Origin of the sequence: Streptomyces sp. Q6 (genome assembly GCF_036967205.1) — a bacterium.
In the GTDB taxonomy this organism is placed as follows: Bacteria; Actinomycetota; Actinomycetes; order Streptomycetales; family Streptomycetaceae; genus Streptomyces; species Streptomyces citrinus.
This window is the reverse complement of record NZ_CP146022.1, coordinates 1,786,614-1,810,550: the sequence shown is the minus strand read 5'-3', so window position 1 is coordinate 1,810,550 and position 23,937 is coordinate 1,786,614. Positions and strand designations below refer to the sequence as shown.

18 protein-coding genes and 1 pseudogene are annotated in these 23,937 nt (G+C 70.9%); 15 read left to right on the top strand and 4 right to left on the bottom strand.

Annotated features, from left to right (window positions below; translation table 11 throughout):
• Window positions 1-48: 48 nt before the first annotated feature.
• A complete protein-coding gene (locus V2W30_RS08445) occupies window positions 49-993 on the bottom strand; it encodes an ABC transporter substrate-binding protein (protein ID WP_338694940.1) in 945 nt (314 codons plus the stop codon).
• A 546-nt stretch (window positions 994-1,539) separates the two neighbouring features.
• On the opposite strand from V2W30_RS08445, the gene V2W30_RS08440 reads away from it, so the two are divergent.
• From V2W30_RS08440 to adhE, 12 genes are all read left to right on the top strand, one after another.
• A complete protein-coding gene (locus V2W30_RS08440) occupies window positions 1,540-2,382 on the top strand; it encodes an amino acid ABC transporter permease (protein WP_338703533.1) in 843 nt (280 codons plus the stop codon).
• Complete coding sequence (locus V2W30_RS08435; RefSeq protein WP_338694938.1) at window positions 2,379-4,169, top strand: FAD/NAD(P)-binding protein; 1,791 nt, start codon at window positions 2,379-2,381, stop codon at window positions 4,167-4,169. Before V2W30_RS08440 ends, V2W30_RS08435 begins: the two co-directional genes overlap by 4 nt.
• A 65-nt stretch (window positions 4,170-4,234) precedes the next feature.
• A complete protein-coding gene (locus tag V2W30_RS08430) occupies window positions 4,235-5,122 on the top strand; it encodes an amino acid ABC transporter permease (RefSeq protein WP_338694937.1) in 888 nt (295 codons plus the stop codon).
• Complete coding sequence (locus V2W30_RS08425; protein ID WP_338694935.1) at window positions 5,119-5,910, top strand: amino acid ABC transporter ATP-binding protein; 792 nt, start codon at window positions 5,119-5,121, stop codon at window positions 5,908-5,910. The genes V2W30_RS08430 and V2W30_RS08425 overlap by 4 nt, the downstream gene beginning before the upstream one ends.
• 55 nt (window positions 5,911-5,965) lie before the next feature.
• A complete protein-coding gene (locus V2W30_RS08420; RefSeq protein WP_338694933.1) occupies window positions 5,966-6,931 on the top strand; it encodes an ABC transporter substrate-binding protein in 966 nt (321 codons plus the stop codon).
• Window positions 6,932-6,992: 61 nt separating this feature from the next.
• Window positions 6,993-8,072 carry an LLM class flavin-dependent oxidoreductase gene (locus V2W30_RS08415; protein ID WP_338694931.1) on the top strand — a complete coding sequence of 360 codons (1,080 nt, stop codon included), beginning with the start codon at window positions 6,993-6,995 and terminating at the stop codon, window positions 8,070-8,072.
• A complete protein-coding gene (locus V2W30_RS08410; RefSeq protein WP_338694930.1) occupies window positions 8,069-9,388 on the top strand; it encodes an LLM class flavin-dependent oxidoreductase in 1,320 nt (439 codons plus the stop codon). Before V2W30_RS08415 ends, V2W30_RS08410 begins: the two co-directional genes overlap by 4 nt.
• Window positions 9,385-10,131, top strand: a complete 747-nt coding sequence (locus tag V2W30_RS08405) for a DUF1684 domain-containing protein (RefSeq protein WP_338694929.1) — start codon at window positions 9,385-9,387, stop codon at window positions 10,129-10,131. The genes V2W30_RS08410 and V2W30_RS08405 overlap by 4 nt, the downstream gene beginning before the upstream one ends.
• 264 nt (window positions 10,132-10,395) lie before the next feature.
• On the top strand, window positions 10,396-11,301 hold the full coding sequence (locus tag V2W30_RS08400; RefSeq protein ID WP_338694928.1) for a S1 family peptidase: 906 nt from the start codon (window positions 10,396-10,398) through the stop codon (window positions 11,299-11,301).
• Window positions 11,302-11,463: 162 nt separating this feature from the next.
• A complete protein-coding gene (locus tag V2W30_RS08395; RefSeq protein WP_338694927.1) occupies window positions 11,464-12,300 on the top strand; it encodes a slipin family protein in 837 nt (278 codons plus the stop codon).
• Between the two features lie 256 nt (window positions 12,301-12,556).
• Window positions 12,557-13,639 carry a S1 family peptidase gene (locus tag V2W30_RS08390; protein ID WP_338694926.1) on the top strand — a complete coding sequence of 361 codons (1,083 nt, stop codon included), beginning with the start codon at window positions 12,557-12,559 and terminating at the stop codon, window positions 13,637-13,639.
• A 253-nt stretch (window positions 13,640-13,892) separates the two neighbouring features.
• Window positions 13,893-16,496: a bifunctional acetaldehyde-CoA/alcohol dehydrogenase gene (gene adhE / locus V2W30_RS08385; protein WP_338694925.1), complete on the top strand. Its 2,604-nt coding sequence runs from the start codon at window positions 13,893-13,895 to the stop codon at window positions 16,494-16,496.
• Between the two features lie 79 nt (window positions 16,497-16,575).
• Here adhE and V2W30_RS08380 read toward each other — a convergent pair whose 3' ends face one another.
• Window positions 16,576-17,229 carry an acetate uptake transporter gene (locus V2W30_RS08380; protein WP_338694923.1) on the bottom strand — a complete coding sequence of 218 codons (654 nt, stop codon included), beginning with the start codon at window positions 17,227-17,229 and terminating at the stop codon, window positions 16,576-16,578.
• Window positions 17,226-18,242 carry a DUF3533 domain-containing protein gene (locus V2W30_RS08375; RefSeq protein WP_338694922.1) on the bottom strand — a complete coding sequence of 339 codons (1,017 nt, stop codon included), beginning with the start codon at window positions 18,240-18,242 and terminating at the stop codon, window positions 17,226-17,228. Before V2W30_RS08375 ends, V2W30_RS08380 begins: the two co-directional genes overlap by 4 nt.
• A 152-nt stretch (window positions 18,243-18,394) precedes the next feature.
• On the opposite strand from V2W30_RS08375, the pseudogene V2W30_RS08370 reads away from it, so the two are divergent.
• Window positions 18,395-21,839: pseudogene (locus V2W30_RS08370) on the top strand (DNA polymerase III subunit alpha).
• A 5-nt stretch (window positions 21,840-21,844) separates the two neighbouring features.
• On the top strand, window positions 21,845-22,840 hold the full coding sequence (locus V2W30_RS08365) for a DNA polymerase Y family protein (RefSeq protein ID WP_338703532.1): 996 nt from the start codon (window positions 21,845-21,847) through the stop codon (window positions 22,838-22,840).
• 30 nt (window positions 22,841-22,870) lie between these two features.
• Here V2W30_RS08365 and V2W30_RS08360 read toward each other — a convergent pair whose 3' ends face one another.
• A complete protein-coding gene (locus V2W30_RS08360) occupies window positions 22,871-23,248 on the bottom strand; it encodes a cupin domain-containing protein (RefSeq protein WP_338694921.1) in 378 nt (125 codons plus the stop codon).
• A gap of 100 nt (window positions 23,249-23,348) precedes the next feature.
• On the opposite strand from V2W30_RS08360, the gene V2W30_RS08355 reads away from it, so the two are divergent.
• Window positions 23,349-23,795 carry a MarR family winged helix-turn-helix transcriptional regulator gene (locus V2W30_RS08355; protein ID WP_338694920.1) on the top strand — a complete coding sequence of 149 codons (447 nt, stop codon included), beginning with the start codon at window positions 23,349-23,351 and terminating at the stop codon, window positions 23,793-23,795.
• Window positions 23,796-23,937: the final 142 nt, after the last annotated feature.

The following is a 23,937-nucleotide window of genomic DNA, read 5'->3' as shown; positions in this document are numbered from 1 at the left end:
CGCCGCGAGGCCGCCCTTCGGGCGACGACGGGAGTTGTCAGACAGGCCTTAGTCCTTGATCTCCGGCGGGGAGATCTCCGAGCGGTCGATCGCCGAAGCGCCCGTGCCCCACTTGGCCAGGATCTTGGCGTACGTGCCGTCGGCGATCAGCTTGTTCACCGCCGACCGGAACGCGGGAGCGTAGGGCGTGCCCTTCTTGAAGGCGAAGCCGACGTCCAGGCGGTGGAACTCGTTGAGGAACTTCAGGCCCTCCTGGTGCGCGACGGCGTACCGGAGGCCGTTGATCGTGCTCATCACCACGTCGGAGCGGCCCTGCTGCAAGGACGACCAGATCGCGCTCGGCTCGGCGTACGTCTTCACGTCGTAGGCCTTCTCGCCCGCCTGTGCGCAGACCTTCTTGTTCTCCTCCAGCGTCGCCTCGAACGTGGTGCCCGCGCCCGTCGCCACGTTCAGGCCGCACAGCTGCTTCAGGTCCGTGACCTTCTTCAGGTCGCTGTCCTTGCGGACGGCGAAGCCCTGGCCGTCGTTGATGTACGTGACGAAGTCGATCGTCCTGCGGCGCTCGTCCGTGACACCGAAATTGCCCGTGCCCAGGTCGTACTTGCCGCTGTCCAGCGCCGGCAGGATCGCCTCGAAGCTCGCGACCTCCTGGTCCAGTTCGAGACCGAGCACCTTGGCGACCGCGTTCGCGAAGTCGATGTCCTGGCCGACGACCGTCTTCCCGTCCGGCAGGTACACGGAGCCCGGCGGATTGCCGCCGACGCTCACGGCGATCTTGAGGGTGCCGCTCTTGCGGACGTCGGCGGGCAGCAGCTTCACCGAGGCGGGGTCCTCGGTGACGGCCGACACCACGTCCTTCGTGGGGATCTTGTCGTTGCGAGCGGCGGCGGGTGCCGCGTCGTTCGTCGCGGCGTCACCGGAGCCGCACGCGGTCAGGCCCAGCGTGGCGACGGTGATCAGCGCGAACGTGGACGTCAGGGTGGTGGGGCGCATGGCGTGGAGTTCTGCCCTTCAGGGAACACATGCATGGCTACGCGAGGGGAGGGGAGGTGGAGCGGCGCGGCAGGGTGAAGGCGCGGGCGGGTACACGCCGACGACAGGCGCGTACACGGATCGCGAGGAAAGAGGGATCGCCGAAAGAGGCGAAGAAAAAAAGCAGAGGAGAAAAAGAGAGTGACGCGCTCAGAGGCGTCGGAAGGGCATCAACAAGACGCGGACCACACTCGACCGAAGTCGATGTGGGAGCGTGTGACCAGCCACTGCTGCGGATGCATGGGCACAAGTGGAACAGGCATCCGGTTCTCCGTCAACTCGCCTGAGACGCACGGCTCATAGTGTGGACAGCCTTGACAGCAGGCGTGAGGAGCCCCTTACTCTCGGTGCGGCACCGCTGCTGAGGGGCTCGGTGCCAAGACGCAGGTGTGAAGGCAAGACCGTGCTGGATGTCCAGCACCACGGAGCCTTCCCATGTCCTCAGCATCCTCGGTGTCCTCCGCGGCCTCGACAGCCTCGGCGACCTCTGTGTCGTCGGCGTCGTCGGTGTCCTCGGAGGCGCTCACCAAGATTCCGCCCGCCGCCGACGCGGCCGGCCTGCCCCGGATCGTCCCGCGCCGCCGCGTCGGCCAGTGGATCACCGCCGGTGTCCTGCTGGTCCTGCTCGGTCTCGTCGTCGACTCCGTCCTGCGCAACGACGCGTTCCAGTGGGACGTCGTCGCGGAGTACTTCACGACGACGTCCGTGCTGCGCGGGCTCGGCCTCACCCTGTGGCTGACCGCGCTCGTCATGGCCCTCGGCTTCGCCCTCGGCACCCTGCTCGCCGTCATGCGGCTGTCCGCCAACCCTGTACTCCGCTCGGTGAGTTGGGGGTACGTGTGGCTGTTCCGCTCGATGCCGATCCTGGTGCAGCTGCTGTTCTGGTTCAACATCGGCGCCCTCTACCCGCAGCTGTTCGGCGTGAAGACCGTCGACCTGTTCGGGCCCGTCACCGTCGCCATCATCGGACTGACCCTGCACGAGGCCGCGTACGCCGCCGAGGTCGTGCGCGGCGGCATCCTCTCCGTCGACCGCGGCCAGATCGAGGCCGCTCAGGCGCTCGGCCTCAGCCGCTACCGGCGCTGGCGCAGGATCGTGCTGCCGCAGGCCATGCGCTCCATCGTGCCGCCGGCCGGGAACATGCTCATCGGCACCCTCAAGGGCACCTCCATCGTCAGCGTCATCGCCGTGCAGGACCTGCTGTACTCCGTGCAGCTCGTCTACCACCGCACGTACCAGGTCATCCCGCTGCTGCTCGTCGCCACGCTCTGGTACGTCGTCGTCACCTCGCTGCTCAGCGTCGGACAGCACTACATCGAGCGGCACTACGCGCGCGGGACGCAGCGATGAGCACCGAACTGCCCGCGCGGCAGTCACTCGTCATCGTCGGAGCCGGGCCGCGGGGGACCGGCATCCTGGAACGCATCGCCGCCAACTCCCGGGACACCGAGGAGACGTTGGCGCTCGACGTGCATCTCGTCGACCCGTACGCGCCCGGCGGCGGACGCATCTGGCGGCAGGAGCAGTCGCCGCTGCTGTGGATGAACTCCGAGGCCCAGGACGTCACCATGTTCACCGACGACACCGTGCAGGTGTCCGGGCCCGTCCTGCCGGGACCCGCGCTGCACGAGTGGGCCGGGATCGGCGGACGCGTCTTCGCCGACCGGCGCCGCCAGGGCGGATATCTGCGCTGGGTGTACGAGAAGGCCGTCGCGGACCTGCCCGCCGGGGTCGTCGTGCACCACCACGCGCGGCGCGCGGTCCGGGTGAGCGGACCGCGCGGCGGCATCCAGCAGGTGTGGCTGGAGGGCAGGGCGCGACCGCTGAACGCCGATGCCGTCGTCCTCACCCAGGGCCACCTCGACGCCGAACTCGACGACGAACAGCGCGAGTTGAGCGCGTACGCCGCCCGGCACCGGCTTGTGCACCTGCCGCCGGACTTCACCGCGGACTCCGACCTGTCCGCCCTCGCGCCCGGCCAGGACGTCCTCGTCCGCGGCTTCGGGCTCGCCTTCGTCGACCTGATGGTGCTGCTCACGGAAGGACGCGGGGGCCGCTACGAAGGCGACCGGTACATCCCGTCGGGGCGCGAGCCCGTCCTGTACGTGGGGTCGCGGCGCGGCGTGCCGTACCACTCCAAGCTCGGCTACGACTGGGACGCCGACGCGGGGGAGCGACCCCCGCTGCCCCGCTTCCTGGGACCGGCCGAGATCGACGAGCTCCTCGCCCGGGACGGCGGCTTCGACTTCCGGCGCGACGTGTGGCCGCTCATCGACAAGGAGCTGGGCTACGCGCACTACCACCGCCTGTTCACCGCGCACCCCGAGCGCACCGCCGTCGCCTGGGGGGACTTCGAGGAGAAGTACGCCGCCGCCGCGCCGCTCAGCGCGGAGCTCCAGGCGCTCGTCGCCTCCGCCGTGCCCGATCCGGCCGACCGGCTCGACCTCGCCGCCCTCGACCACCCGCTCGACGGCGTACGGCTCTCCTCGTCCGAGGAGTTGCAGGACGCGCTGCGCGGCTACGTCACCGCCGACCTCGAACGCCGTCACGACCCGGAGCACAGCCCCGACCTGGCCGTCTTCCTCGGCCTGCTCTCCGTGTACGGGCAGCTCGTACGGCTCGGCGACGTCGGCACCTGGTGGCACGGCTTCTTCAGCTACCTGGCCTCCGGGCCGCCCGGACCCCGGCTGCGCCAACTGCTCGCGCTCTCCCGCGCCGGAGTGGTCCGCTTCGTCGGCGCCGACATGCGGGTCCGCGCCGAGGGCGGCGTGTTCCGCGCGACCAGCGCCACCGTGCCCGGCACGGTGATCGAGGCCCGCGCACTCGTCGAGGCCCGGCTGCCGCAGCCCACGCTCGCCCGCACCCGGGACCGGCTCCTTCGCACCCTCCACGCGGAGGGCGCCGTCTCCACTCCCGCCGGACTGCTGGCCGTCGACCCCGACGACGGACGGGTCCTGTACCGCGACGGCGGCGCCCATCCGCGCCGGTTCGCCCTCGGACCGCACACCAACGCGCGGGGCGCCGGCGCGTTCACCCGGCCCCGCACGAACAGCCCGTCGTTCCGGCAGAACGACGCCACCGCGCGCGCCGTCCTCGGGCTCCTGCGCGACCTGTCCTGTCGCGCCACCGCCGCCTGAACGCGCGCACCTCTCCTCTCTTTTCCGCCGCCCTTCCCCTTTCTGCTCTCCTCCTGAGGACCGCCATGTCTCTGACCGCCGACCCACCCCTCGGCAAGACCGCCGAGTCGCCGCCCGCCGAGGACTACGCACGGCTGAAGGTCGTCCCCGTACGCCACCCCTGGCGCTGGGTCGCCATCGCCGCGACCGCCGTCCTGCTCGCCCAGTTCGCCCACGGCCTCGTCACCAACCCGGGCTGGGAATGGCAGGTGTTCGGCGAGTTCTTCACCGCCGACGTCATCCTCAAGGCCGTCTGGACCACCCTCCAACTCACCTTCTACGGAACGGCGCTGGGCTTCGCCCTCGGCATCGTCCTCGCCTTCATGCGGCTGTCGCGGAGCCGGTTCCTCACGACGGTGGCGTTCGGCTACATCTGGGCGTTCCGGTCCATCCCGCTGATCGTGCAGCTGCTGTTCTGGTTCAACCTGGCCTACCTGTACAAGGAGTTGCAGTTCGGCATCCCCTTCGGGCCCGGCTTCTTCTCCTTCGACACGATGGGGCTCGTCGGCGCGATGAGCGCGGCCGTCCTCGGACTCGCCCTGCACCAGGCCGCGTACGCCGCCGAGATCGTGCGCGGCGGTGTACTCGCCGTCGACAGCGGCCAGTTGGAGGCCGCGGCCGCCCTCGGCATCCCGCGCCTGCGGCAGATCCGGCGGATCGTGCTGCCCCAGGCGATGCGCTCGATCCTGCCGAACGCCGCCAACGAGGTCATCTCCCTCTTCAAGGGCACCTCGATCGTCTCCGTCATGGCGATCGGCGAACTCTTCTACCAGGTGCAGGTCATCTACGGCCGCAACGGCCGCGTGGTGCCCCTGCTCATGGTCGCCACCGCCTGGTACGTCCTGCTGACCAGCGCACTCTCCGTGGTCCAGTACTACGTGGAGCGCCACTTCTCGAAAGGTGCCACCCGATGAGCGCCCCCGCTCCCACCCCCGCACCCGCCCCGGCCATGGTCGACATCAGGTCCGTGCACAAGAGCTTCGGCGCGGTCGAGGTGCTGCGCGGCATCGACCTCGAAGTACGCACCGGCGAGGTGACCGTCGTACTCGGCCCGTCCGGCTCCGGCAAGTCCACCCTGCTGCGCACCATCAACCACCTGGAGAAGGTCGACAGCGGCTGGATCAGCGTCGACGGATCGCTCGTCGGCTACCGGCGCTCCGGGGACAAGCTGTACGAGCTGCGCGAGCGCGAGGTACTGAAACAGCGCACCCACATCGGCTTCGTCTTCCAGAACTTCAACCTGTTCCCGCACCTCACGGTCCTGGAGAACATCATCGAGGCGCCGCTGTCCGCGCTCAAGCGGCCGCGTGCGCAGGCCGTCGAGACCGCGCGCGCACTCCTCGACCGGGTCGGGCTCGGCGACCGCGCCGACGCCTACCCCAAGCAGCTGTCGGGCGGCCAGCAGCAGCGCGTCGCCATCGCCCGCGCGCTCGCCCTGGAACCCAAGCTGCTCCTGTTCGACGAGCCGACGTCCGCGCTCGACCCGGAACTCGTCGGTGAGGTCCTCGACGTCATCAAGGACCTCGCCCACCAGGGCACCACGATGATCGTCGTCACGCACGAGATCGGCTTCGCCCGTGAGGTCGCCGACACCGTCGTCTTCATGGACGAGGGCCGCATCGTCGAGCAGGGCGCCCCCGGCGACGTACTCGACGCCCCGCGCGAGGAACGCACGAAGGCCTTCCTGTCGAAGGTCCTCTGACCCCGTAGCCCGCATTTTTCTCTGCCCACGCACCGAGCCATTCAGGAGTACGCCCATGCTGTCCCGCCGCACCCTCACCGCCTCCGTCGCCGCCCTCGCCCTGGCTCCGCTGCTCACCGCCTGCGGAGGTGACAGCGACGCGGCCACCACCACGACCCGGACCAAGAAGGTCGGCAACATCAACATCGGGCCCGACCAGAACCGCGTCCGCGGCAAGAAGGTCGACGAGATCGCCGCGCTGCTGCCGGCGGCCGTCCGTGAGCGCGGCACGCTGCGCCTCGGCGGCAGCGCCGACGCCTCGCCACCGCTCGGCTTCTTCGCCACCGACGACAAGACCCGGATCGGCTCCGAGATCGACATCGCGACCCTCGTCGCCGACACCCTCGGCCTCAAGATCCAGCAGGAGCTGGTGAGTTGGGAGAACCTGTTCGTCGGCCTGGACAGCGGGAAGTTCGACGCCGTCTTCTCCAACGTGACGGTGACCGAGGAGCGCAAGGAGAAGTACGACTTCGCGACGTACCGGCTCGACAACATCGCCTTCGAGGCGAAGAAGGGGTCGAGCTGGCAGGTCAAGGGGCCCAAGGACGTCGCGGGCAAGACCGTCGCCGTCTCCTCCGGCACCAACCAGGAGAAGATCCTCGTCGACTGGAGCAAGCAGGCCGAGAAGGCCGGCCTGAAGCCCGTCACCATCAAGTACTTCCAGAAGGACACGGACTACTACCTCGCCCTCCAGTCGGGGCGCATCGACGGCTACCTGGGCCCGAGTCCCGCCGTCGCCTACCACGTGGCGTCCGCCGGGCAGTCGCGGATCGCCGGCACCATCTCCGGCGGCGGCGACCTGGTCCAGGGCAAGATCGCGGCCACCACGAAGAAGGGCAGCGGGCTCGTCGACGCGTACGCCGCCGCGCTGAACCACGTGATCGAGGACGGGTCGTACGCGAAGGTCCTCAAGCGGTGGGGCCTGTCCGGCGAGGCCGTGCCGAAGTCCGAGATCAACCCCAAGGGCCTGCCCAAGCCGTAAGGGGCCGTCCGCGCATCCTCCGGGGGTTCAACTCCCCGTGCCCACCGAAAGGTTCACCACCATGACCAGCCATTCCGGCCGGGGTCTGCTGCATCTGGCCGCGGCCGTCGACCTCGCCGGCACCCACACCGCCGAGCCCTATCTGCGGCTCGTCCGGCTCGCCGAGCACGGCGCCCTGGACTTCGTCACGCTGCACGACACGTTCGGCGCGGCCGGGCTCGACAGCCTCGCCGTGTTCTCCCGGCTCGCCCCGCGGACGTCCCGGATCGGGCTCGTGCCGACCGTCACCACCACCCACACGGAGCCCTTCCACGTCCAGGCCGCCGTCGCCACTCTCGACTGGGTCAGCCGCGGGCGGGCGGGCTGGCGCCCCGACGTCTCCCTCACCGACGAGGAGTCGGCGCTCGTCGGGCGCAGGCAGCAGGTGCCCCCGCCCGCCGACCTGTGGCGCGAGGCCGGTGAAGTCGCCGATGTCGCGCGGAAGCTGTGGGACAGCTGGGAGGACGACGCCGAGATCAGGGACGTCGCCACCGGCCGGTTCATCGACCGCGAGAAGCTGCACTACGTCGACTTCGAGGGCCGCGACTTCTCCGTGCGCGGGCCCTCCATCGTGCCGCGCCCGCCGCAGGGCAACCCCGTCACCGTCGTCGACGCCACCCGCCCGTACGCGTACGACGTCGCCGCCCGGTACGCCGACGTCGCGCTCGTCGGCGTCAGCGATCCCGATCAACTGGCGGCGGTCCGCACCGGGTTGCGGCGGCGCGCCGCCGAGCACGGTCGCGACCCCGACGCCCTGCGCGTCCTCGCCGCCCTGCGGATCGACCTCCGCGACGGCGAGAGCGCCGCCCGGCCCGGACACGGCGGCGGCCCGCTGCCCACCGAGGAAGGACCGCTGTACCGCGGCGGGCCCGTCGACCTCGCCGACCTCGTCACCGACTGGTACCGCTCCGGTGCCGTCGACGGCTTCCACCTGACGCCCGTCGACCCGCGCCACGACCTGGAGCGTCTGGTCAACGGCACGGTGCCGCTGCTCCAGCACCGCGCCCTGTTCCGCACGTTCTATCCGGGCAGCACCCTCAGGGAGCACCTGGGGCTCGCCCGGCCCGTCAGCCAGTACGCGACCGCGGGGGACCCCCGATGACCTCAACAGGCCATGCAGGCAAGCAGATTCATCTCGCCGCCCATTTCCCGGGCGTCAACAACACCACCGTGTGGGCCGACCCCCGCTCGAAGTCGCAGATCGACTTCTCCTCCTTCGAGCACCTCGCCCGCACCGCCGAGCGCGGCCTCTTCGACTTCTTCTTCCTCGCCGAGGGGCTGCGCCTGCGCGAGCACAAGGGGCGCGTGCACGACCTCGACGTCGTCGGCAGGCCCGAGTCGATTACCGTCCTGAACGCGCTCGCGGCCGTCACGGACCGGCTCGGGCTCGCCGCCACCGTCAACGCGACGTTCAACGAGCCGTACGAGATCGCCCGCCGCTTCGCCTCCCTCGACCATCTCAGCGGCGGTCGCGCCGCGTGGAACGTGGTGACGTCCTCCGACGCGTTCACCGGCGAGAACTTCCGGCGCGGCGGCTATCTCGACCGCGCCGACCGCTACACCCGCGCCGCCGAGTTCGTCGCGACGGCACGCGAGGTGTGGGACGCGGGGAGCGAGCGTCCCTTCAGCCACCACGGCCGGCACTTCTCGATCGAGGGCGACGCCGGGGTGCCGCGCCCGCCGCAGGGCCACCCCGTCGTCATCCAGGCCGGCGACTCCGCCGAGGGCCGCGAGTTCGCCGCGTCCGCCGCCGACGTCATCTTCACCCGGCACGGCACCCTGGAGGCCGGACGCGAGTTCTACGCCGATGTGAAGGCGCGGCTCGCGGCGTACGGCCGTACACCCGACGACCTCAAGATCATGCCGGGTGTGACGTTCGTGCTCGGCGACTCCGCCGCCGAGGCGCAGGAGAAGGCCGCCGAGATCCGCCGTCAGCAGGTCTCGCCGCAGAACGCGCTGCTCACCCTGGAGCAGGTGTGGGGCGTCGACCTGTCCTCGTACGACCCGGACGGGCCGCTGCCCGACATCGACCCGGTGGTCGGATCCGGCCTGTCCCAGGGGCGCACGCACCGCGGTGACGTGCTCGAAGTCGCCGAGAAATGGCGGGAGTTGTCCCGCGCCAAGGGTCTGTCCATCCGGCAGACCGTCATCGAGACGACCAGCAGGCAGTCGTTCATCGGGACGCCGGAGACGGTGGCGGCCGAGCTCGACGCGTTCGTTCAGGGCGGCGCCGCCGACGGGTTCATCCTCGTACCGCATCTGACGCCCGGCGGCCTCGACGAGTTCGTCGACCGGGTCGTGCCGCTGCTCCAGGAGCGCGGCGTGTTCCGCACGGAATACACGGGCACCACCTTGCGCTCCCATCTGGGACTGCGGACCCCCGCACCCGCGCACTTCGAAGGGACCCTCACCGCATGAGCGACGCCGCCGATCTCTGGAAGCAGTGGCACGAGGAGCGGACCGCGGCCGTCGCCGCCCCGCACGGCGTGCTCTCGCTCGTGGGCACCCACTGGCTCGACGACTATCCGGACGGACAACTTCCGGCCATCCCCGGGACCTGGACGGTGGCCGCCGACGGTGACGCGGTCGTGCACACCCTGGACGGGCGGGAGACGCGGCTCGGCGCCGACGCCACCCTGCCGCTCCAGGAGCGCCGTCTCGTCGTCATCGTGCGCGAAGGGCTGTGGGCCGTACGGGACTTCGACCCGTCCGCACCCGCGCGCACGGCCTTCGCGGGCATCGACGCCACCCCGTACGACCCGCGCTGGTCCGTCGAGGGCCGCTTCACGCCGTACGACACCGGGCGCGAGATCCGCGTCGAGAACGCCGACGGCAAGGAGCGCGGACTCGGCCTCGCCGGAGAGCTGACCTTTCCCCTCGACGGGCAGGAGCACACGCTCCAGGTGGCCCGGCTCGGCGACGGCCGGCTCTGGGCCGTCTTCGCCGACGCCACCAGCGGCGCGGGCAGCTACCGGTTCCGCTTCCTGTACCCCGAGGCACCCGACGCCGACGGCCGCACCACCGTCGACCTCAACCGCGCGGTCCTGCCGAACTGCGCCTTCGCCGACCACTTCATCTGCCCCTTCCCGCCCGCGGGCAACACCCTTTCCGCGCACGTCGAGGCGGGGGAGCGGAACCTGACGGTGCCCCCGTCCGTCTGACGGACAGAGCCCAGCCCCGACGGCCGGGAGACGCGTACGAGACGTACGGGTGACGCCGTCGGGGCATGCCGTCGTGGATGCGGAGATACGGCGGAAGTCTGAAAGGCGCCCTTGTGCCGGGTAGTTGAGAGCCCGAATACTCCCGAGCAGCGCTTGTCAGGAGCACGGCGTGTCCGGAATCCGGAACACCGCTGTCGTCCTGGCTGCGCCTCACGGGCCCCGACCCCACGCGGGCCCCCGACTTCCCTACGGGAGGAACGACCAGTGAGGATCAAGCGCACCACCCCCCGCAGCGGTATAGCGAGACGGACCCGGCTGATCGCCGCGGGTTCCGGTTTCCTTGCCGCGGCAGCGTTCGCCGTACCCACCGCCCACGCCGCCGACGCGCCCCAGACGTTCAGCGCCGCCGAACTCACGCAGACCAGTGACGCGGTGCGCGGCGCCGACATCGCCGGTACCGCGTGGACCGTCGACGCGAAGACCAAGCAGGTCGTCGTCACCGTCGACAGCACGGTCTCGCAGGCCGAGATCAACCAGATCAGGAAGGAAGCCGGCGACAACGCGGGCGCCCTCAAGATCGAGCGCACGGCGGGCACCTTCAAGAAGCTGATCTCCGGCGGCGACGCCATCTATGCGAGTAGCTGGCGCTGCTCGCTCGGCTTCAACGTCCAGGACAACAGCGGGAACTACTACTTCCTGACCGCTGGTCACTGCACCGACGGCGCGGGCACCTGGTGGTCGAACTCGGCGCACTCGACGACGCTCGGCTCCACCGCGGGCTCCAGCTTCCCGGGCAACGACTACGGCCTGGTCCGCTACACGAACAGTTCCGTGACCAAGTCCGGCACCGTCGGCAGCCAGGACATCACCAGCGCGGCCACGCCTTCCGTGGGCACGACCGTGTACCGGCGCGGCTCCACCACCGGCACGCACAGCGGCCGGGTCACGGCCCTCAACGCCACGGTCAACTACGGGGGCGGCGACATCGTCTCCGGTCTCATCCAGACCACCGTGTGCGCGGAGCCCGGCGACTCGGGCGGTCCGCTGTACGGCGGCACGAAGGCGTACGGTCTCACCTCCGGCGGCAGCGGCAACTGCTCCTCCGGCGGCACGACCTTCTTCCAGCCGGTGACCGAGGCGCTCAGCGCGTACGGGGTGCACGTCTACTGACCCCCGGTCCGTCCGTCGTGGTACGTCGGTGAAACGCAGCCAGCAGTAGGGGCCCCCGTCCGGTGAACGCACCGGGCGGGGGCCCTCCCCTTGAGGGAGGGGCGGGGTTACCGTCGAAGCGCACGCCTGATGCGCCCACTTCGGACCCTGGGGGGCCGTGAGATGGTCGAGGAACTGGTGACGGCGGGAGTGGCCGTCGTGTGTGCCGGTGCGGTGTACGGGATGGCGGCGGCACGGGTCGTCAAACAGTACGAGCGCGGGGTGGTGTTCCGGCTCGGCCGGCTCAAATCGTCGGTGCGCGGGCCCGGGTTCACCATGATCGTGCCGTTCGTGGACCGGCTCCGTAAGGTCAACATGCAGATCGTGACGATGCCGGTGCCCGCGCAGGACGGCATCACGCGGGACAACGTCACGGTCCGGGTGGACGCCGTCATCTACTTCAAGGTGGTCGACGCGGCCGAGGCCGTGGTGCAGGTGGAGGACTACCGGTTCGCCGTCTCGCAGATGGCGCAGACCTCGCTGCGCTCGATCATCGGCAAGAGCGAGCTCGACGACCTGCTGTCGAACCGCGAGAAGCTCAACCAGGGCCTGGAGCTGATGATCGACAGCCCGGCCGTCGGGTGGGGCGTGCAGATCGACCGGGTCGAGATCAAGGACGTGTCGCTGCCGGAGACCATGAAGCGGTCGATGGCCCGGCAGGCCGAGGCCTACCGGGAGCGGCGGGCCCGGGTCATCAACGCCGACGCGGAGCTCCAGGCCTCGAAGAAGCTCGCGGAGGCGGCGCAGCAGATGGAGGACACCCCGGCCGCGCTGCAACTCCGCCTCCTCCAGACCGTGGTGGCGGTCGCCGCCGAGAAGAACTCGACGCTGGTCCTGCCGTTCCCGGTGGAACTGCTGCGGTTCCTGGAACGGGCCACTCCGGGCGAGGCGGGGCGTGCCCCGCAGGCCGCCGCCCCTGAGCTGTCGGAGCGGGACAAGGAGAGCGGAACCGCGCCATAGGGCATCGGTTTCAGGACAGGACTAGTCCTCACCCCCCGCTGTCCGGCCTGTGCACTGGGTGTTTGCAAAGGGGATCGACGTGCGGTGCGAGGGGCGCGCGCAGCGGGTCTGAGGCGTACGGGAGTTGGCGTACGCGCGTCCTGAAGTCGACCTTGTGTGCCCCCTGTGACGGTCGGGATAGTGGGCGCGTCAGCCTCACGGAACCGGCCCACCCCCACATCGGGTCCGTTCCTCACCCCCCACAGGAGGACGTGAGTTGAAGCACCGACGCATACCCAAGCGGCGCGCCGCCGCGGCCGGAGCGGGAATCGCCGCTCTGATCGCCGCGGGTATCACCTTCCAGACTGCGAACGCCAGCACCGACACCCCGGACGTGGAGCTGAGGACGCTCTCCGCGGCCACGGCCGGAAACCTCGCCTCGACGCTGCACAAGGACCTCGGCGCGGACGCGGCGGGCAGCTATTACGACGCCTCGGCGAAGCACCTCGTCGTCAACGTGCTGAACGAGGACGCGGCACAGGCCGTCGAGGCGGCCGGCGCCAAGGCCAGAGTCGTCCAGAACTCCCTCGCCGCGCTCAAGAGCGCCCGGACGACGCTGAAGAGCGACGCCACCATCCCCGGTACGTCCTGGGCCACCGACCCCGCCACCAACAAGGTGGTCGTCACCGCCGACCGCACGGTCGAGGGCGCCGCCTGGGCCAAGCTGAACCGGGTCGTCGACGGGCTCGGCGGGAAGGCCGAACTCAAGCGCAGCCAGGGCGAGTTCAAGCCTCTGGTCGCGGGCGGCGACGCCATCACCGGGGGCGGCGGCCGCTGTTCCCTCGGCTTCAACGTGGTCAAGGACGGCCAGCCGTACTTCATCACGGCGGGCCACTGCACCGAGGCGATCTCCACCTGGTCCGACTCCAGCGGCCAGGAGATCGGCACCAACGAGCAGTCCAGCTTCCCGGACAACGACTTCGGGCTCGTGAAGTACACCGCGGAGGTCGACCACCCGAGCGAGGTCAACCTCTACAACGGCTCCGCGCAGGCGATCACCCAGGCCGGTGACGCGACCGTCGGGATGAAGGTCACGCGCTCCGGCTCCACGACCCAGGTCCACGACGGCACGGTGACCGGACTGGACGCCACCGTGAACTACGGCAACGGCGACATCGTCAACGGCCTCATCCAGACCGACGTGTGCGCCGAGCCCGGTGACAGCGGCGGTTCGCTCTTCTCCGGCGACACGGCGATCGGTCTCACCTCGGGCGGCAGCGGCGACTGCACGTCCGGCGGGGAGACGTTCTTCCAGCCGGTGACGGAAGCACTGTCGGCCACAGGGGCGCAGATCGGCTGATCCGCACCTTTATGTCCCGCCCCGGAATAGTGGGGCGGGACATGTGCGCGAAATTCTTGTGAAAAGTTTCACAAGCGCGCAAGGGGCTAAGGGCCTTCCCTGTTCTCGCAGGTGAGAGGTTGTCTCTAGGTCTTCCCTTGAGCTCCTTAGGGACCTTCGGCCCTCGGGCCGGGGTCTTTCTCCGCCCCCTGGTTGGAGCGTAAAGGTGTGGAATTGAGGCATCACGAAATGGCCGTAGAAAAGGGAGCCTGCCATGGATGCCGAGGGCACGGTCGAGGGACTGGTCGCGGGGGCGCTGACGGCGCTTTCCGCATTCGAGACGTACGACCAGGAGCAGGTCGACCACATCGTCAAGAAGGCCTCGCTCGCGGCCCTCAGCCACCACGGTGACCTGGCGAAGGCCGCCGTCGAGGAGACCGGGCGCGGTCTCTTCGAGGACAAGGCGGTCAAGAACCTCTTCGCGTCCGAGCACGTCGTGAACTCGATGCGCGGCCTGAAGACGGCCGGCGTCATCTCCCGCGACGAGATCAACGGCATCACCGAGATCGCCGAGCCGGTCGGTGTCATCTGCGCGATGACCCCCGTCACCAACCCCACCTCGACGACCGTCTTCAAGGCGCTGATCGCCCTGAAGACCCGTAACCCGATCGTCTTCGCCTTCCACCCCAGCGCCCAGAAGTGCTCCGCCGAGGCCGCCCGTATCGTGCGCGACGCCGCGATCGAGGCCGGTGCCCCGGAGAACTGCGTGCAGTGGATCGAGGAGCCGTCCATGGAGGCGACCGGCCTCCTCATGAACCACCCCGGCGTCTCCACCATCCTCGCCACCGGCGGCAACGCCATGGTCAAGGCCGCCTACTCGTGCGGCAAGCCCGCCCTCGGCGTCGGCGCGGGAAACGTCCCCGCGTACGTCGCGAAGGACGCCAAGCTGGGCCGCGCCGTCCACGACATCGTCCTGTCCAAGGCCTTCGACAACGGCATGATCTGCGCCTCCGAGCAGGCCGTCATCTTCGACCAGGAGGTCTACGAGGACGGGATCGCCGAGATGCAGCGGCTCGGCGCGCACGTCGTGACCGCCGCCGAGAAGACCAAGCTGGAGGAGTTCGTCTTCGGGACCACGGCGTACGGCAAGGACTGCGCGGGCGCGAAGCTGAACGCGTCCGTCGTCGGCAAGCCGGCCACCTGGATCGCCGAGCAGGCCGGGTTCGAGGTTCCGGCCGACACCTCGATCCTCGTCGCCGAGTGCGCCGAGGTGGGCCCCGGCGAGCCGCTCACCCGCGAGAAGCTGTCGCCGGTCCTCGCCGCCCTCACGGCGCGCGACACCGAGCACGGGCTCGAACTCGCCGCGCGGATGGTCGAGTTCAACGGCCTCGGGCACTCCGCCGCCATCCACACCGAGTCGGAGGAGCTGGCCGAGGAGTTCGGGCGCCGGGTCAAGGCGGTCCGCGTCATCGTGAACTCGCCCTCCACCTTCGGCGGCATCGGCGACGTCTACAACTCCTTCCTGCCCTCGCTGACCCTGGGCTGCGGCAGCTACGGCCACAACTCCGTCTCCAACAACGTCTCGGCCGTCAACCTCGTCAACGTCAAGCGGATCGGGCGGCGCAACACCAACATGCAGTGGTACAAGATCCCGCCGAAGATCTACTTCGAGCGCAACGCCGTCAAGTACCTGGGCGAGATGGACGGCGTCGGCCGCGTCACCCTCGTGACCGACCGGACGATGAGCGACATCGGCTTCGTCCAGCGGATCACCGACATCCTCCACGCGCGGCCCGAGCCGGTCACCGTGCAGGTCATCGACAACGTCGAGCCGAACCCGGAGCTGGCCACCGTGCAGGCGGGCGCCGCGGCGATGCGCGACTTCCGGCCCGACACGATCGTCGCGCTCGGCGGCGGCTCGCCGATGGACGCCGCGAAGATCATGTGGCTGATGTACGAGCACCCGGAGATCGAGTTCGCGGACACGAAGGAGAAGTTCTTCGACATCCGCAAGCGCGCGTACAAGTTCCCGCAGCTGGGGGAGAAGGCGAAGCTCGTCGCGATCCCGACCACGTCCGGTACGGGCTCGGAGGTCACCCCCTTCGCGGTCATCTCGGACCCGGCCGCCGCCCAGAAGTACCCCCTCGCCGACTACGCGCTCACCCCGAACGTCGCGATCATCGACCCGATGCTGCCGATGAACCTGCCGCCGACCGTGACGGCGGACTCCGGCTTCGACGCGCTGACCCACGCCACCGAGGCGTACGTCTCCGTCTACGCGAACGACTTCACCGACGGCCAGTGCCTCCAGGCCATCAAGCTCATCTTCGAGAACCTGGAAGCCTGTGTGACGGAGGGCGCCAAGGCCCCCGAGGCGCGCGAGAAGATGCACAACGCGTCGACGATCGCGGGCATGGCCTTCGCCAACGCCTTCCTGGGCCTCGTCCACGCGATGGCGCACACCCTCGGCAACACCTTCCACGTCGCCCACGGCCGCACGAACGCCCTGCTCCTGCCGCACGTCATCCGGCACAACGGCACCGTCTCGTACAAGGCGACCCCGTGGCCGAAGGCCGAGACGTACCGCGCGCCGGAGCGGCTCCAGGAGATCGCGAAGATGCTCGGGCTGCCCGCCGCGACCCCGGAGGAGGGCGTGGAGTCGTACGCCAGGGCCGTGGAGGAGCTGCGCGACCGCTGCGGGATCCCGGCCTCGTTCCAGGCGGAGGGCGTCGATGAGGCGGCCTTCATGGAGGCCCTGCCGCAGCAGGCCATGAACGCCTACGCCGACCAGTGCGCGCCCGCCAACCCGCGGATGCCGATGATCGACGACATGAAGCGGCTGATGCGGCAGGCGTACTACGGCGACCGCGCCGCCTGAGTCCGCCCGGCAGACCCCCGCGCCCCGTCACCCCTGTCCCGCCGGACAGGGGTGACGGGGCGCGGGCGACTGGGCGTGATCAGGTCTCCGACGGCTCCGGCGGGGCCAGGAAGCGGCCCATCGGGAGGACCGTGCGGCCCCAGGTCGACGCCATCACCTGGCCGGCGAGCAGATACAGGGCGCCGGCCGTCGCGCCGAGGCCGAACCAGCCCGCGACCCGGTTCCAGCCGACCACGCCCGTGAACCCGTGGCACGTCATCGCGACGAACACGACGAGGACGCAGCTGAAGGTGAGCAGCAGGACCAGGTGGATGCGCCAGCTGGCCAGCCACAGGACGAAGACCACGAACACCCAGGGCAGCGTGAACAGGCCCATCGCGTCGCCGCGGACCGACGGGTCGAGGCCGGGGAGCACCCACTGGAGCATCAGCGCCTTCGCCATCCAGAACAGACCGAAGCCGCCGAAGACCGTGGCGTGCCAGGTGTCGCCGCGCTGCGTCTGGAAGAGGCCCGCGAGGAGCTGGGCGAGGCCACCGATGAGGAAGCCGACCGTGGGGACGTCGGCGGCCGCCAGTTTCTCCGGGAAGACGCCCGCGTCGATACCGGTGGCGATCATGGTGACGACGATGAAGCCGGTCAGTCCCAGCGGCCCGAGCTGGGCCTGGGCGGTCGGTTCCATGCGCTTGACGGAGACGGCCTGCGCGGCCGGGCCCGACCGGTGCGGGAGGTTCATGCCGCGGCGCTCCGCTTCTTCTCCCGTACCCCGGAGACCAGCAGGGTCACCACGACACCGACCACCGCCCACGCGGAGAGGACGAGCAGGGACCGCGTCATGTCGTTGCCCTGGAAGTAGGCGATGGAGCGGGCCGCCCAGGTGCCGGCGCCCGGCGGCAGCCAGGGGCCGATCGCCTGCCAGAACGGGGGCAGCATCGGGAGCGGGAACGCGCCGCCCGCGCTCGGGTTGCCCGCGACGACGATCAGCAGGACCGCGATGCCGATGCCGACGATGCCGGTGAGCTCCTCCAGGGCCAGCGTGATCGCGCCGACCGCGAACGTGACCAGCGCGCCGAGCCCCGCGAGGCCCCAGAACGAACCGGGCAGCGCGCCCAGGATGGAGTCGCCGATGATGAGCGAGCCGCCGATGCCGCCCGCGATCGAGACCAGCGCCATCGTGCCGAGCCGGATCGCCGCGCGCTGCGGGCTCGCGGGCTTGGACCCGGCGCTGATCGACATGATCGAGGCGCACAGATAGCCGCCGACGCACCAGCCGACGACCAGGTAGAAGGACGAGAGGCCGTCGAAGTCCTGGGGCGAGGCCGGGGCCACGTCGACGGTTTTCACCGTGCGCTGCTGCGCCCCGTCGACCTCGGTGGCCAGGGTGTGCAGCGCCTCCGCGAGGACGGTGCCGCCGCCGGAGGCGACGAGCAGGGTGTCCGAGGTGCCCCGCGGGTCGAGGACCAGGGCGCCGTCGATCTTCCGGTCCAGGATCTGCTGCCGCGCCGTCCTCTCGTCGGCGACCGTCCTCGGGTCCACCGGCGAGCCCGGCAGCTTCTCCAGTTGTTGCACCGTCTGCTGCGCCACGGCGGCCGCCGGCGCGACGACACCGAACGGCACGTCCTTCGGTTTCGGGTTGTGCAGCGCGCCCACGTACGAGGCGATGAAGAGCAACTGGAGGGCGAGGACGCCGATGACCAGCAGCGCGGCTCTCGGAGTGACGGCATTCCTGAACTCATCGGCGAACTTCATGTCCCCACGGTCCGGCGGAGCCCCTGTTCGTGCAGGTGGGGTGGCCCGAACGGGTGCCCTTCGCACGGTGTCGTACATGCGTTCGAAACTTGGTCTATGGTGGTGGTGGGGGAGGTGAGATCCGATTGGCTCGAGGTGTGCTGGAGGTGCGTGTGCCGGGCTTCACGCATCTGCACACCGTGTCCGGGTTCTCCGTGCGCTACGGCGCCACCCACCCGGAGCGGCTGGCCGAGCGCGCCGCCGTGCGGGGCATGGACGCCCTCGCGCTCACCGACCGGGACACCGTCGCCGGTGCCGTGCGGTTCGCCAAGGCGTGCGCCAGGCACGGGGTGCGGCCGCTGTTCGGCACCGAGCTCGCGGTCGGGACCCCGTCCGGGGCGACCGGCGACGGCCGCCCGTGCGCGGCGGCGCCTTCATCGACGAGTCGACACCCCGGGTGACCTTCCTCGCCCGGGACGGCGCCCGCGGCTGGGCCGAGCTGTGCCGCATGATCACCGCCGCGCACGCCGGCGGGGCGCAGGACGTACGGCTGCCGTGGGAGGAGAACCACGGCGAAGGGCTGACCGTGCTGCTCGGACCCGCCTCCGACGTGGGCCGCGCGCTCGCGGCCGGACGCCCCGACAAGGCCGCCAAGCTGCTCGCGCCCTGGCGCGAGATCTACGGCGACGCCCTGCGCCTCGAAGCCGTCCACCACGGGCGCACGGGCACGGGACACGGCTCGCTGCGGCTCGCCGCCCGTACCGTCGGCTTCGCCGCCGAGCAGGGCGTGCGTCCCGTCCTGAGCAACGACGTCCGGTACGCCGACGGGGGCGCGGGCCCCGTCGCCGACGTCCTGGACGCCGCGCGCCGCCTCGTGCCCGTCGACCCGACCAAGGAACTCGACAGCGGGGAGCGGTGGTTGAAGGACGCCGCCACCATGCTGCGCGAGGCCGAGAAGGTCGTGGAGGCCGCCGGGTTCCGCCGCGAGACCGCGTACCGGCTGCTGGAGCAGACGCAGGCGACCGCCGCCGAGTGCCTCGTCGACCCCGAGGACGACCTCGGCATCGGCTCCGTGCGCTTCCCCGAACCCCGTCTCGTCGGCGCCGACCGCCGCACCGCGCAGCGCGTCCTCGCCTCCCGCGCGGCGGCCGGCATGGTCCGCCGCGGCCACGGCGGTGAGCGCGCGTACTGGGAGCGGCTCCACCGCGAACTGGACATCATCGGCCACTACGACTTCGCCTCCTACTTCCTGACGGTCGCTCAGGTCGTCGACGACGTGAAGGGGATGGGCATCCGCGTCGCCGCCCGCGGCTCGGGTGCGGGATCACTCGTCAACTACCTGCTCGGCATCGCGGCCGCCGACCCCGTCGAGCACGGCCTGCTCATGGAGCGCTTCCTGTCCAAGCGCCGCTCCGTCCTGCCCGACATCGACATCGACGTCGAGTCCGCGCGCCGGCTGGAGGTCTACCGCGCGATCCTCGACCGCTTCGGCGCCGAACGCGTCGCCACCGTCGCGATGCCGGAGACGTACCGGGTGCGCCATGCGATACGGGACGTCGGCGCGGCCCTGTCCATGGACCCCGCCGACATCGACCGCATCGCCAAGGCGTTCCCGCACATCCGCGCCCGTGACGCCCGCTCGGCGATGGAGGAACTGCCCGAACTGCGCGCCATCGCCCAGGAGTTCGCGGACAAGAGCCGGCTGTGGGAGCTCGTCGAGGCGCTCGACGCGCTGCCCCGCGGGGTCGCCATGCACCCGTGCGGCGTGCTGCTCTCCGACGCCTCGCTGCTCGCCCGCACCCCCGTCGTCCCGACCAGCGGCGAGGGCTTTCCCATGTCCCAGTTCGACAAGGAGGACGTGGAGGACCTCGGGCTGCTCAAGCTGGACGTGCTCGGAGTGCGGATGCAGTCGGCGATGGCGCACGCGGTCACCGAGATCGCGCGGACGACCGGCGCGTCCCTCGACCTCGACGACCCGGCCCAGGTGCCGCAGGGCGACCCGGCGACGTACCGGCTCATCAAGTCCGCCGAGACGCTGGGCTGCTTCCAGATCGAGTCGCCGGGCCAGCGCGACCTGGTCGGGCGGCTGCAACCCGCGACCTTCCACGACCTGGTCGTCGACATCTCGCTGTTCCGGCCGGGGCCGGTCGCCGCCGACATGGTCCGGCCGTTCATCGAGGCGCGGCACGGCCGCGCGCCGATCCGCTACCCGCACCCCGACCTCGCGGACGCGCTCAAGGAGACGTACGGCGTCGTCGTCTTCCACGAGCAGATCATCAAGATCGTCGACATCATGACGGGCTGCGGGCGCGACGAGGCCGACCGGGTGCGCCGAGGCCTGTCCGACCCCCAGGAGCAGGGCCGTATCCGGTTCTGGTTCGCCCAGCACGCGGCCGCGCGCGGCTACGACGCCGACACCATCGGACGGACCTGGGAGATCGTCGAGGCGTTCGGCAGCTACGGCTTCTGCAAGGCGCACGCCGTGGCCTTCGCCGTGCCCACCTACCAGTCGGCCTGGCTGAAGGCGCACCATCCGGCGGCGTTCTACGCGGGGCTGCTCACGCACGACCCCGGGATGTACCCGAAGCGGCTGCTCCTGGCGGACGCGCGGCGGCGGGGGGTGCCGGTGCTCCCACTGGACGTGAACCGGTCCGCGGTCGCCCATCGGATCGAACTGGTGTCCGATGCGACTGGTGCGGGCCCGGCCGTGTGGGGTGTGCGGCTCGCGCTCTCCGACGTGTACGGGATCAGCGAGGCGGAGGCCGCGCGGATCGAGGCCGGACAGCCGTACGCCTCCCTGCTCGACTTCTGGCAGCGGGCCCGGCCCAGCCGCCCGCTCGCGACCCGGCTCGCGCAGGTCGGCGGGCTCGACGCGTTCGGCGCCAACCGGCGTGATCTGCAACTGCACCTGACGGAGCTTCAGCGGTCGGGGCGCGGGACGGGGGCTCCGGCGGCGAGCAACTGCCGCTGGCCGGCGGGCGGAGCACGGCCCCGGCCGGGCTGCCCGACCTCGGCGACGCGGAGCGGCTCAGCGCCGAACTCGGCGTGCTCGGCATGGACGCCTCCCGCCATCTCATGGGCGACCACGAGGAGTTCCTGCGCGAGCTCGGCGTCGTCTCCGCACGACGGCTGCGGGACGCCGAGCACGGGCGGACGGTCCTGGTGGCCGGGGCGAAGGCGGCCACGCAGACCCCGCCGATCCGGTCGGGCAAGCGGGTCGTCTTCACGACCCTGGACGACGGTACGGGCCTCGTGGACCTCGCGTTCTTCGACGAGGCGCACGCGGCGTGCGCGCACACCGTCTTCCACTCGTGGCTGCTGCTCGTCCGGGGCGAGGTCCAGCGGCGCGGACCGCGCAGCCTCAGCGTCGTGGGCAAGGCCGCCTGGAACCTGGCCGAGCTGGTGGAGGTCCACCGGGAGCAGGGGCTCGACGAAGTGGCACGGCGACTGGCCGAGCCCGCACCGGAGGACTCCGGCGCGAGCACGGACAACGGGCGCCGGATCACGCTGCCCACCGGGTACGAGATGAACCCGTGGGCCGACCTCAGGCCCGCCGGCGACGGAGTGCCGGGCGGGCGAAGGAAATTGTGGCACCAGAGTCCAGGAAGTGCGGGGTGAGCGCGATGGAACCGGACATCACGAGGGACACGAGGGGAGCGGACGTGTTGTGCGTACGCTTTCTGCTGGAGCCCGCCCGGGAGGCCGAGCTGCCCCGGCTCCTGGAACTGCTCGGCGAGTTCAGCCCCGTCGTCGAGGCGCTGCCGCCCGACACCGCCCTGGTCGAACTGCGCGGCGCCGTACGGTACTTCGGATGGGACGCGCGCAAGATCGCCTCGGTCGTCCGGGTGCGGGCCGTCGCCCTGTACGGGGTCGAGTGCGTCATCGGCGCCGGGCCCGGACCGATGATCGCGCGGATGGCAGCGCGCCGCGCCCGGACCGGGGTGACCGAAGTGGTCGACGACGTACGGGAGTTCCTCGACGGTCAGCCCGTCGCCGCCCTGCCCGGGGTGGGCGCCGCGACCGCCCGCACCCTGTGCGAGTACGGGCTCGACACGGTCGGCCGGGTGGCCGCCGCGCCCCTGTCCACCCTGCAACGGCTGACCACGGCACGGGCCGGGAGGGAGCTGCACGAGAAGGCCCGCGGCGTGGACCGCGCACGGGTCGTGCCGAACGGCGCCGCGCGGTCCGTCGCCGCCGAACGCGCCTTCGTGCGCGATGAGTTGGATCCCTACCGGCATCGGCGCGCCCTGCTCGCCGTGGCCGACGAACTGGGCGCCCGGATGCGGGACGAAGGGCAGGTGTGCCGCTCGCTGAGCCTCACCGTGCGCTACGCCGACCGGTCGTCGACCGTACGCAGCCGGGTGCTCGCGGAGCCCACCGCGCACTCCGCCGCGCTGGCTTCGGCGGTGTACCGGATGTACGAGGCGCTGGGGTTGCAGCGGGCCCGTGTGCGGGGGGTCTCGCTGCGGGCGGAAGGGCTCGGAACCGCCGAAGCGGCGGCTCGGCAGCTGACCTTCGACCCGGTGGACGAGCGGGGGCGGGTGCTGGAGGCCGTGGCCGACCGGGCCCGCGCGCGGTTCGGGGCCGGAGCGATCGTGCCGGGGGCGCTGGCGGCGTAGCGGCCGCGCGCCGCCACCGGTCGGGAGGGCTCAGGCGTTCGCCCACGGCGGGGTGATGCGGGTGCCGTCCGCCAGTTCGGCCTGGAGGCCCACCGACGTCGTGACCCACATCGTCGCCCGCTCGGCTGTCGGGTTCTCGACCGAGAGGGTCGAGCCCGCGTTCACGATCGCCGTGTCACCCGCCGTGAGGGTGTGCGTCTCGCCGTCGAGCGTGAGGCGCAGCGAGCCGGTCAGCAGGTGGAGTATCTCCTCGCGGGTCACCGTGTGGGCCGGGGCCCGGGTGCCGGCCGGCACCTCGCCCCGCCAGGCCGCCAGTTCCTTGCTGCCGGTGCGGGGAGCGGCGTACGAGACGAAGCGGGTGCCGTGCAGGTCGTGGACGAGTGCTTCGGATGCGCGGACTACGGGCATGGGAGCTCCTTCGAGGCCGGAGAATCGCGAATATGGTCAAGCGGCTTGTCTATATGGTCAGGCTGCTTGACCACCTCGTCAAGGGTGTTTCAATGTCCGCGTGCAGAACTCCGATGCCATGGCCCTGTCCGCCGCCCTGCTCGCCGCCGCCGGCGAGCTGACGCAACGCATCCACGAAGGCGTGCTGGCCAGGGGGTTCGAGGGGGTGCGGCCCGCTCACGGCTTCGCCTTCTCGCGGATCTCCTTCGGTGGCGCCACCGCGACGGATCTCGCCGCGCACCTCGGCGTGACCAAGCAGGCCGCGAGTCAGCTCGTCGACGAGCTGGTGCGCAAGGGGTACGTCGAGCGGCAGCCGCATCCGAGCGACGCGCGGGCCCGGCTCGTCGTGCTGACCGAGCGCGGATGGGCCTGCACCCGGGCCGCCGAGGAGGCCGCGGCGGACGCCGTGCGGCCCTGGGTCGAGCGGATCGGGGAGCGCGAGGCCCGCGAACTGGGCGAGCGACTGCTGGCCCTCGCGCCCAACGGGCCGCTGCGGCCCACCTGGTGACATCCCGTCAGTCCGGCCCGGCGCAACCGCGCCCGGAAATTTTTACTGACGCGTAACTTCACGTCTCTACTACTCGCGCGTAACTTCTCCTGGGCACAGCACGTCACGGCACACTCCTGCAACTCCCTTGAGCCGCAAGGAG

What these genes read in the sequence shown, in the direction of transcription:
- V2W30_RS08445 (WP_338694940.1), bottom strand. Translation starts at nt 993, where the DNA reads ATGCGCCCCACCACCCTGACGTCCACGTTCGCGCTGATCACCGTCGCC.
- V2W30_RS08435 (WP_338694938.1), top strand. Translation starts at nt 2,379, where the DNA reads ATGAGCACCGAACTGCCCGCGCGGCAGTCACTCGTCATCGTCGGAGCC.
- V2W30_RS08430 (WP_338694937.1), top strand. Translation starts at nt 4,235, where the DNA reads ATGTCTCTGACCGCCGACCCACCCCTCGGCAAGACCGCCGAGTCGCCG.
- V2W30_RS08425 (WP_338694935.1), top strand. Translation starts at nt 5,119, where the DNA reads ATGAGCGCCCCCGCTCCCACCCCCGCACCCGCCCCGGCCATGGTCGAC.
- V2W30_RS08420 (WP_338694933.1), top strand. Translation starts at nt 5,966, where the DNA reads ATGCTGTCCCGCCGCACCCTCACCGCCTCCGTCGCCGCCCTCGCCCTG.
- V2W30_RS08415 (WP_338694931.1), top strand. Translation starts at nt 6,993, where the DNA reads ATGACCAGCCATTCCGGCCGGGGTCTGCTGCATCTGGCCGCGGCCGTC.
- V2W30_RS08410 (WP_338694930.1), top strand. Translation starts at nt 8,069, where the DNA reads ATGACCTCAACAGGCCATGCAGGCAAGCAGATTCATCTCGCCGCCCAT.
- V2W30_RS08405 (WP_338694929.1), top strand. Translation starts at nt 9,385, where the DNA reads ATGAGCGACGCCGCCGATCTCTGGAAGCAGTGGCACGAGGAGCGGACC.
- V2W30_RS08395 (WP_338694927.1), top strand. Translation starts at nt 11,464, where the DNA reads ATGGTCGAGGAACTGGTGACGGCGGGAGTGGCCGTCGTGTGTGCCGGT.
- adhE (WP_338694925.1), top strand. Translation starts at nt 13,893, where the DNA reads ATGGATGCCGAGGGCACGGTCGAGGGACTGGTCGCGGGGGCGCTGACG.
- V2W30_RS08380 (WP_338694923.1), bottom strand. Translation starts at nt 17,229, where the DNA reads ATGAACCTCCCGCACCGGTCGGGCCCGGCCGCGCAGGCCGTCTCCGTC.
- V2W30_RS08375 (WP_338694922.1), bottom strand. Translation starts at nt 18,242, where the DNA reads ATGAAGTTCGCCGATGAGTTCAGGAATGCCGTCACTCCGAGAGCCGCG.
- V2W30_RS08365 (WP_338703532.1), top strand. Translation starts at nt 21,845, where the DNA reads ATGGAACCGGACATCACGAGGGACACGAGGGGAGCGGACGTGTTGTGC.
- V2W30_RS08360 (WP_338694921.1), bottom strand. Translation starts at nt 23,248, where the DNA reads ATGCCCGTAGTCCGCGCATCCGAAGCACTCGTCCACGACCTGCACGGC.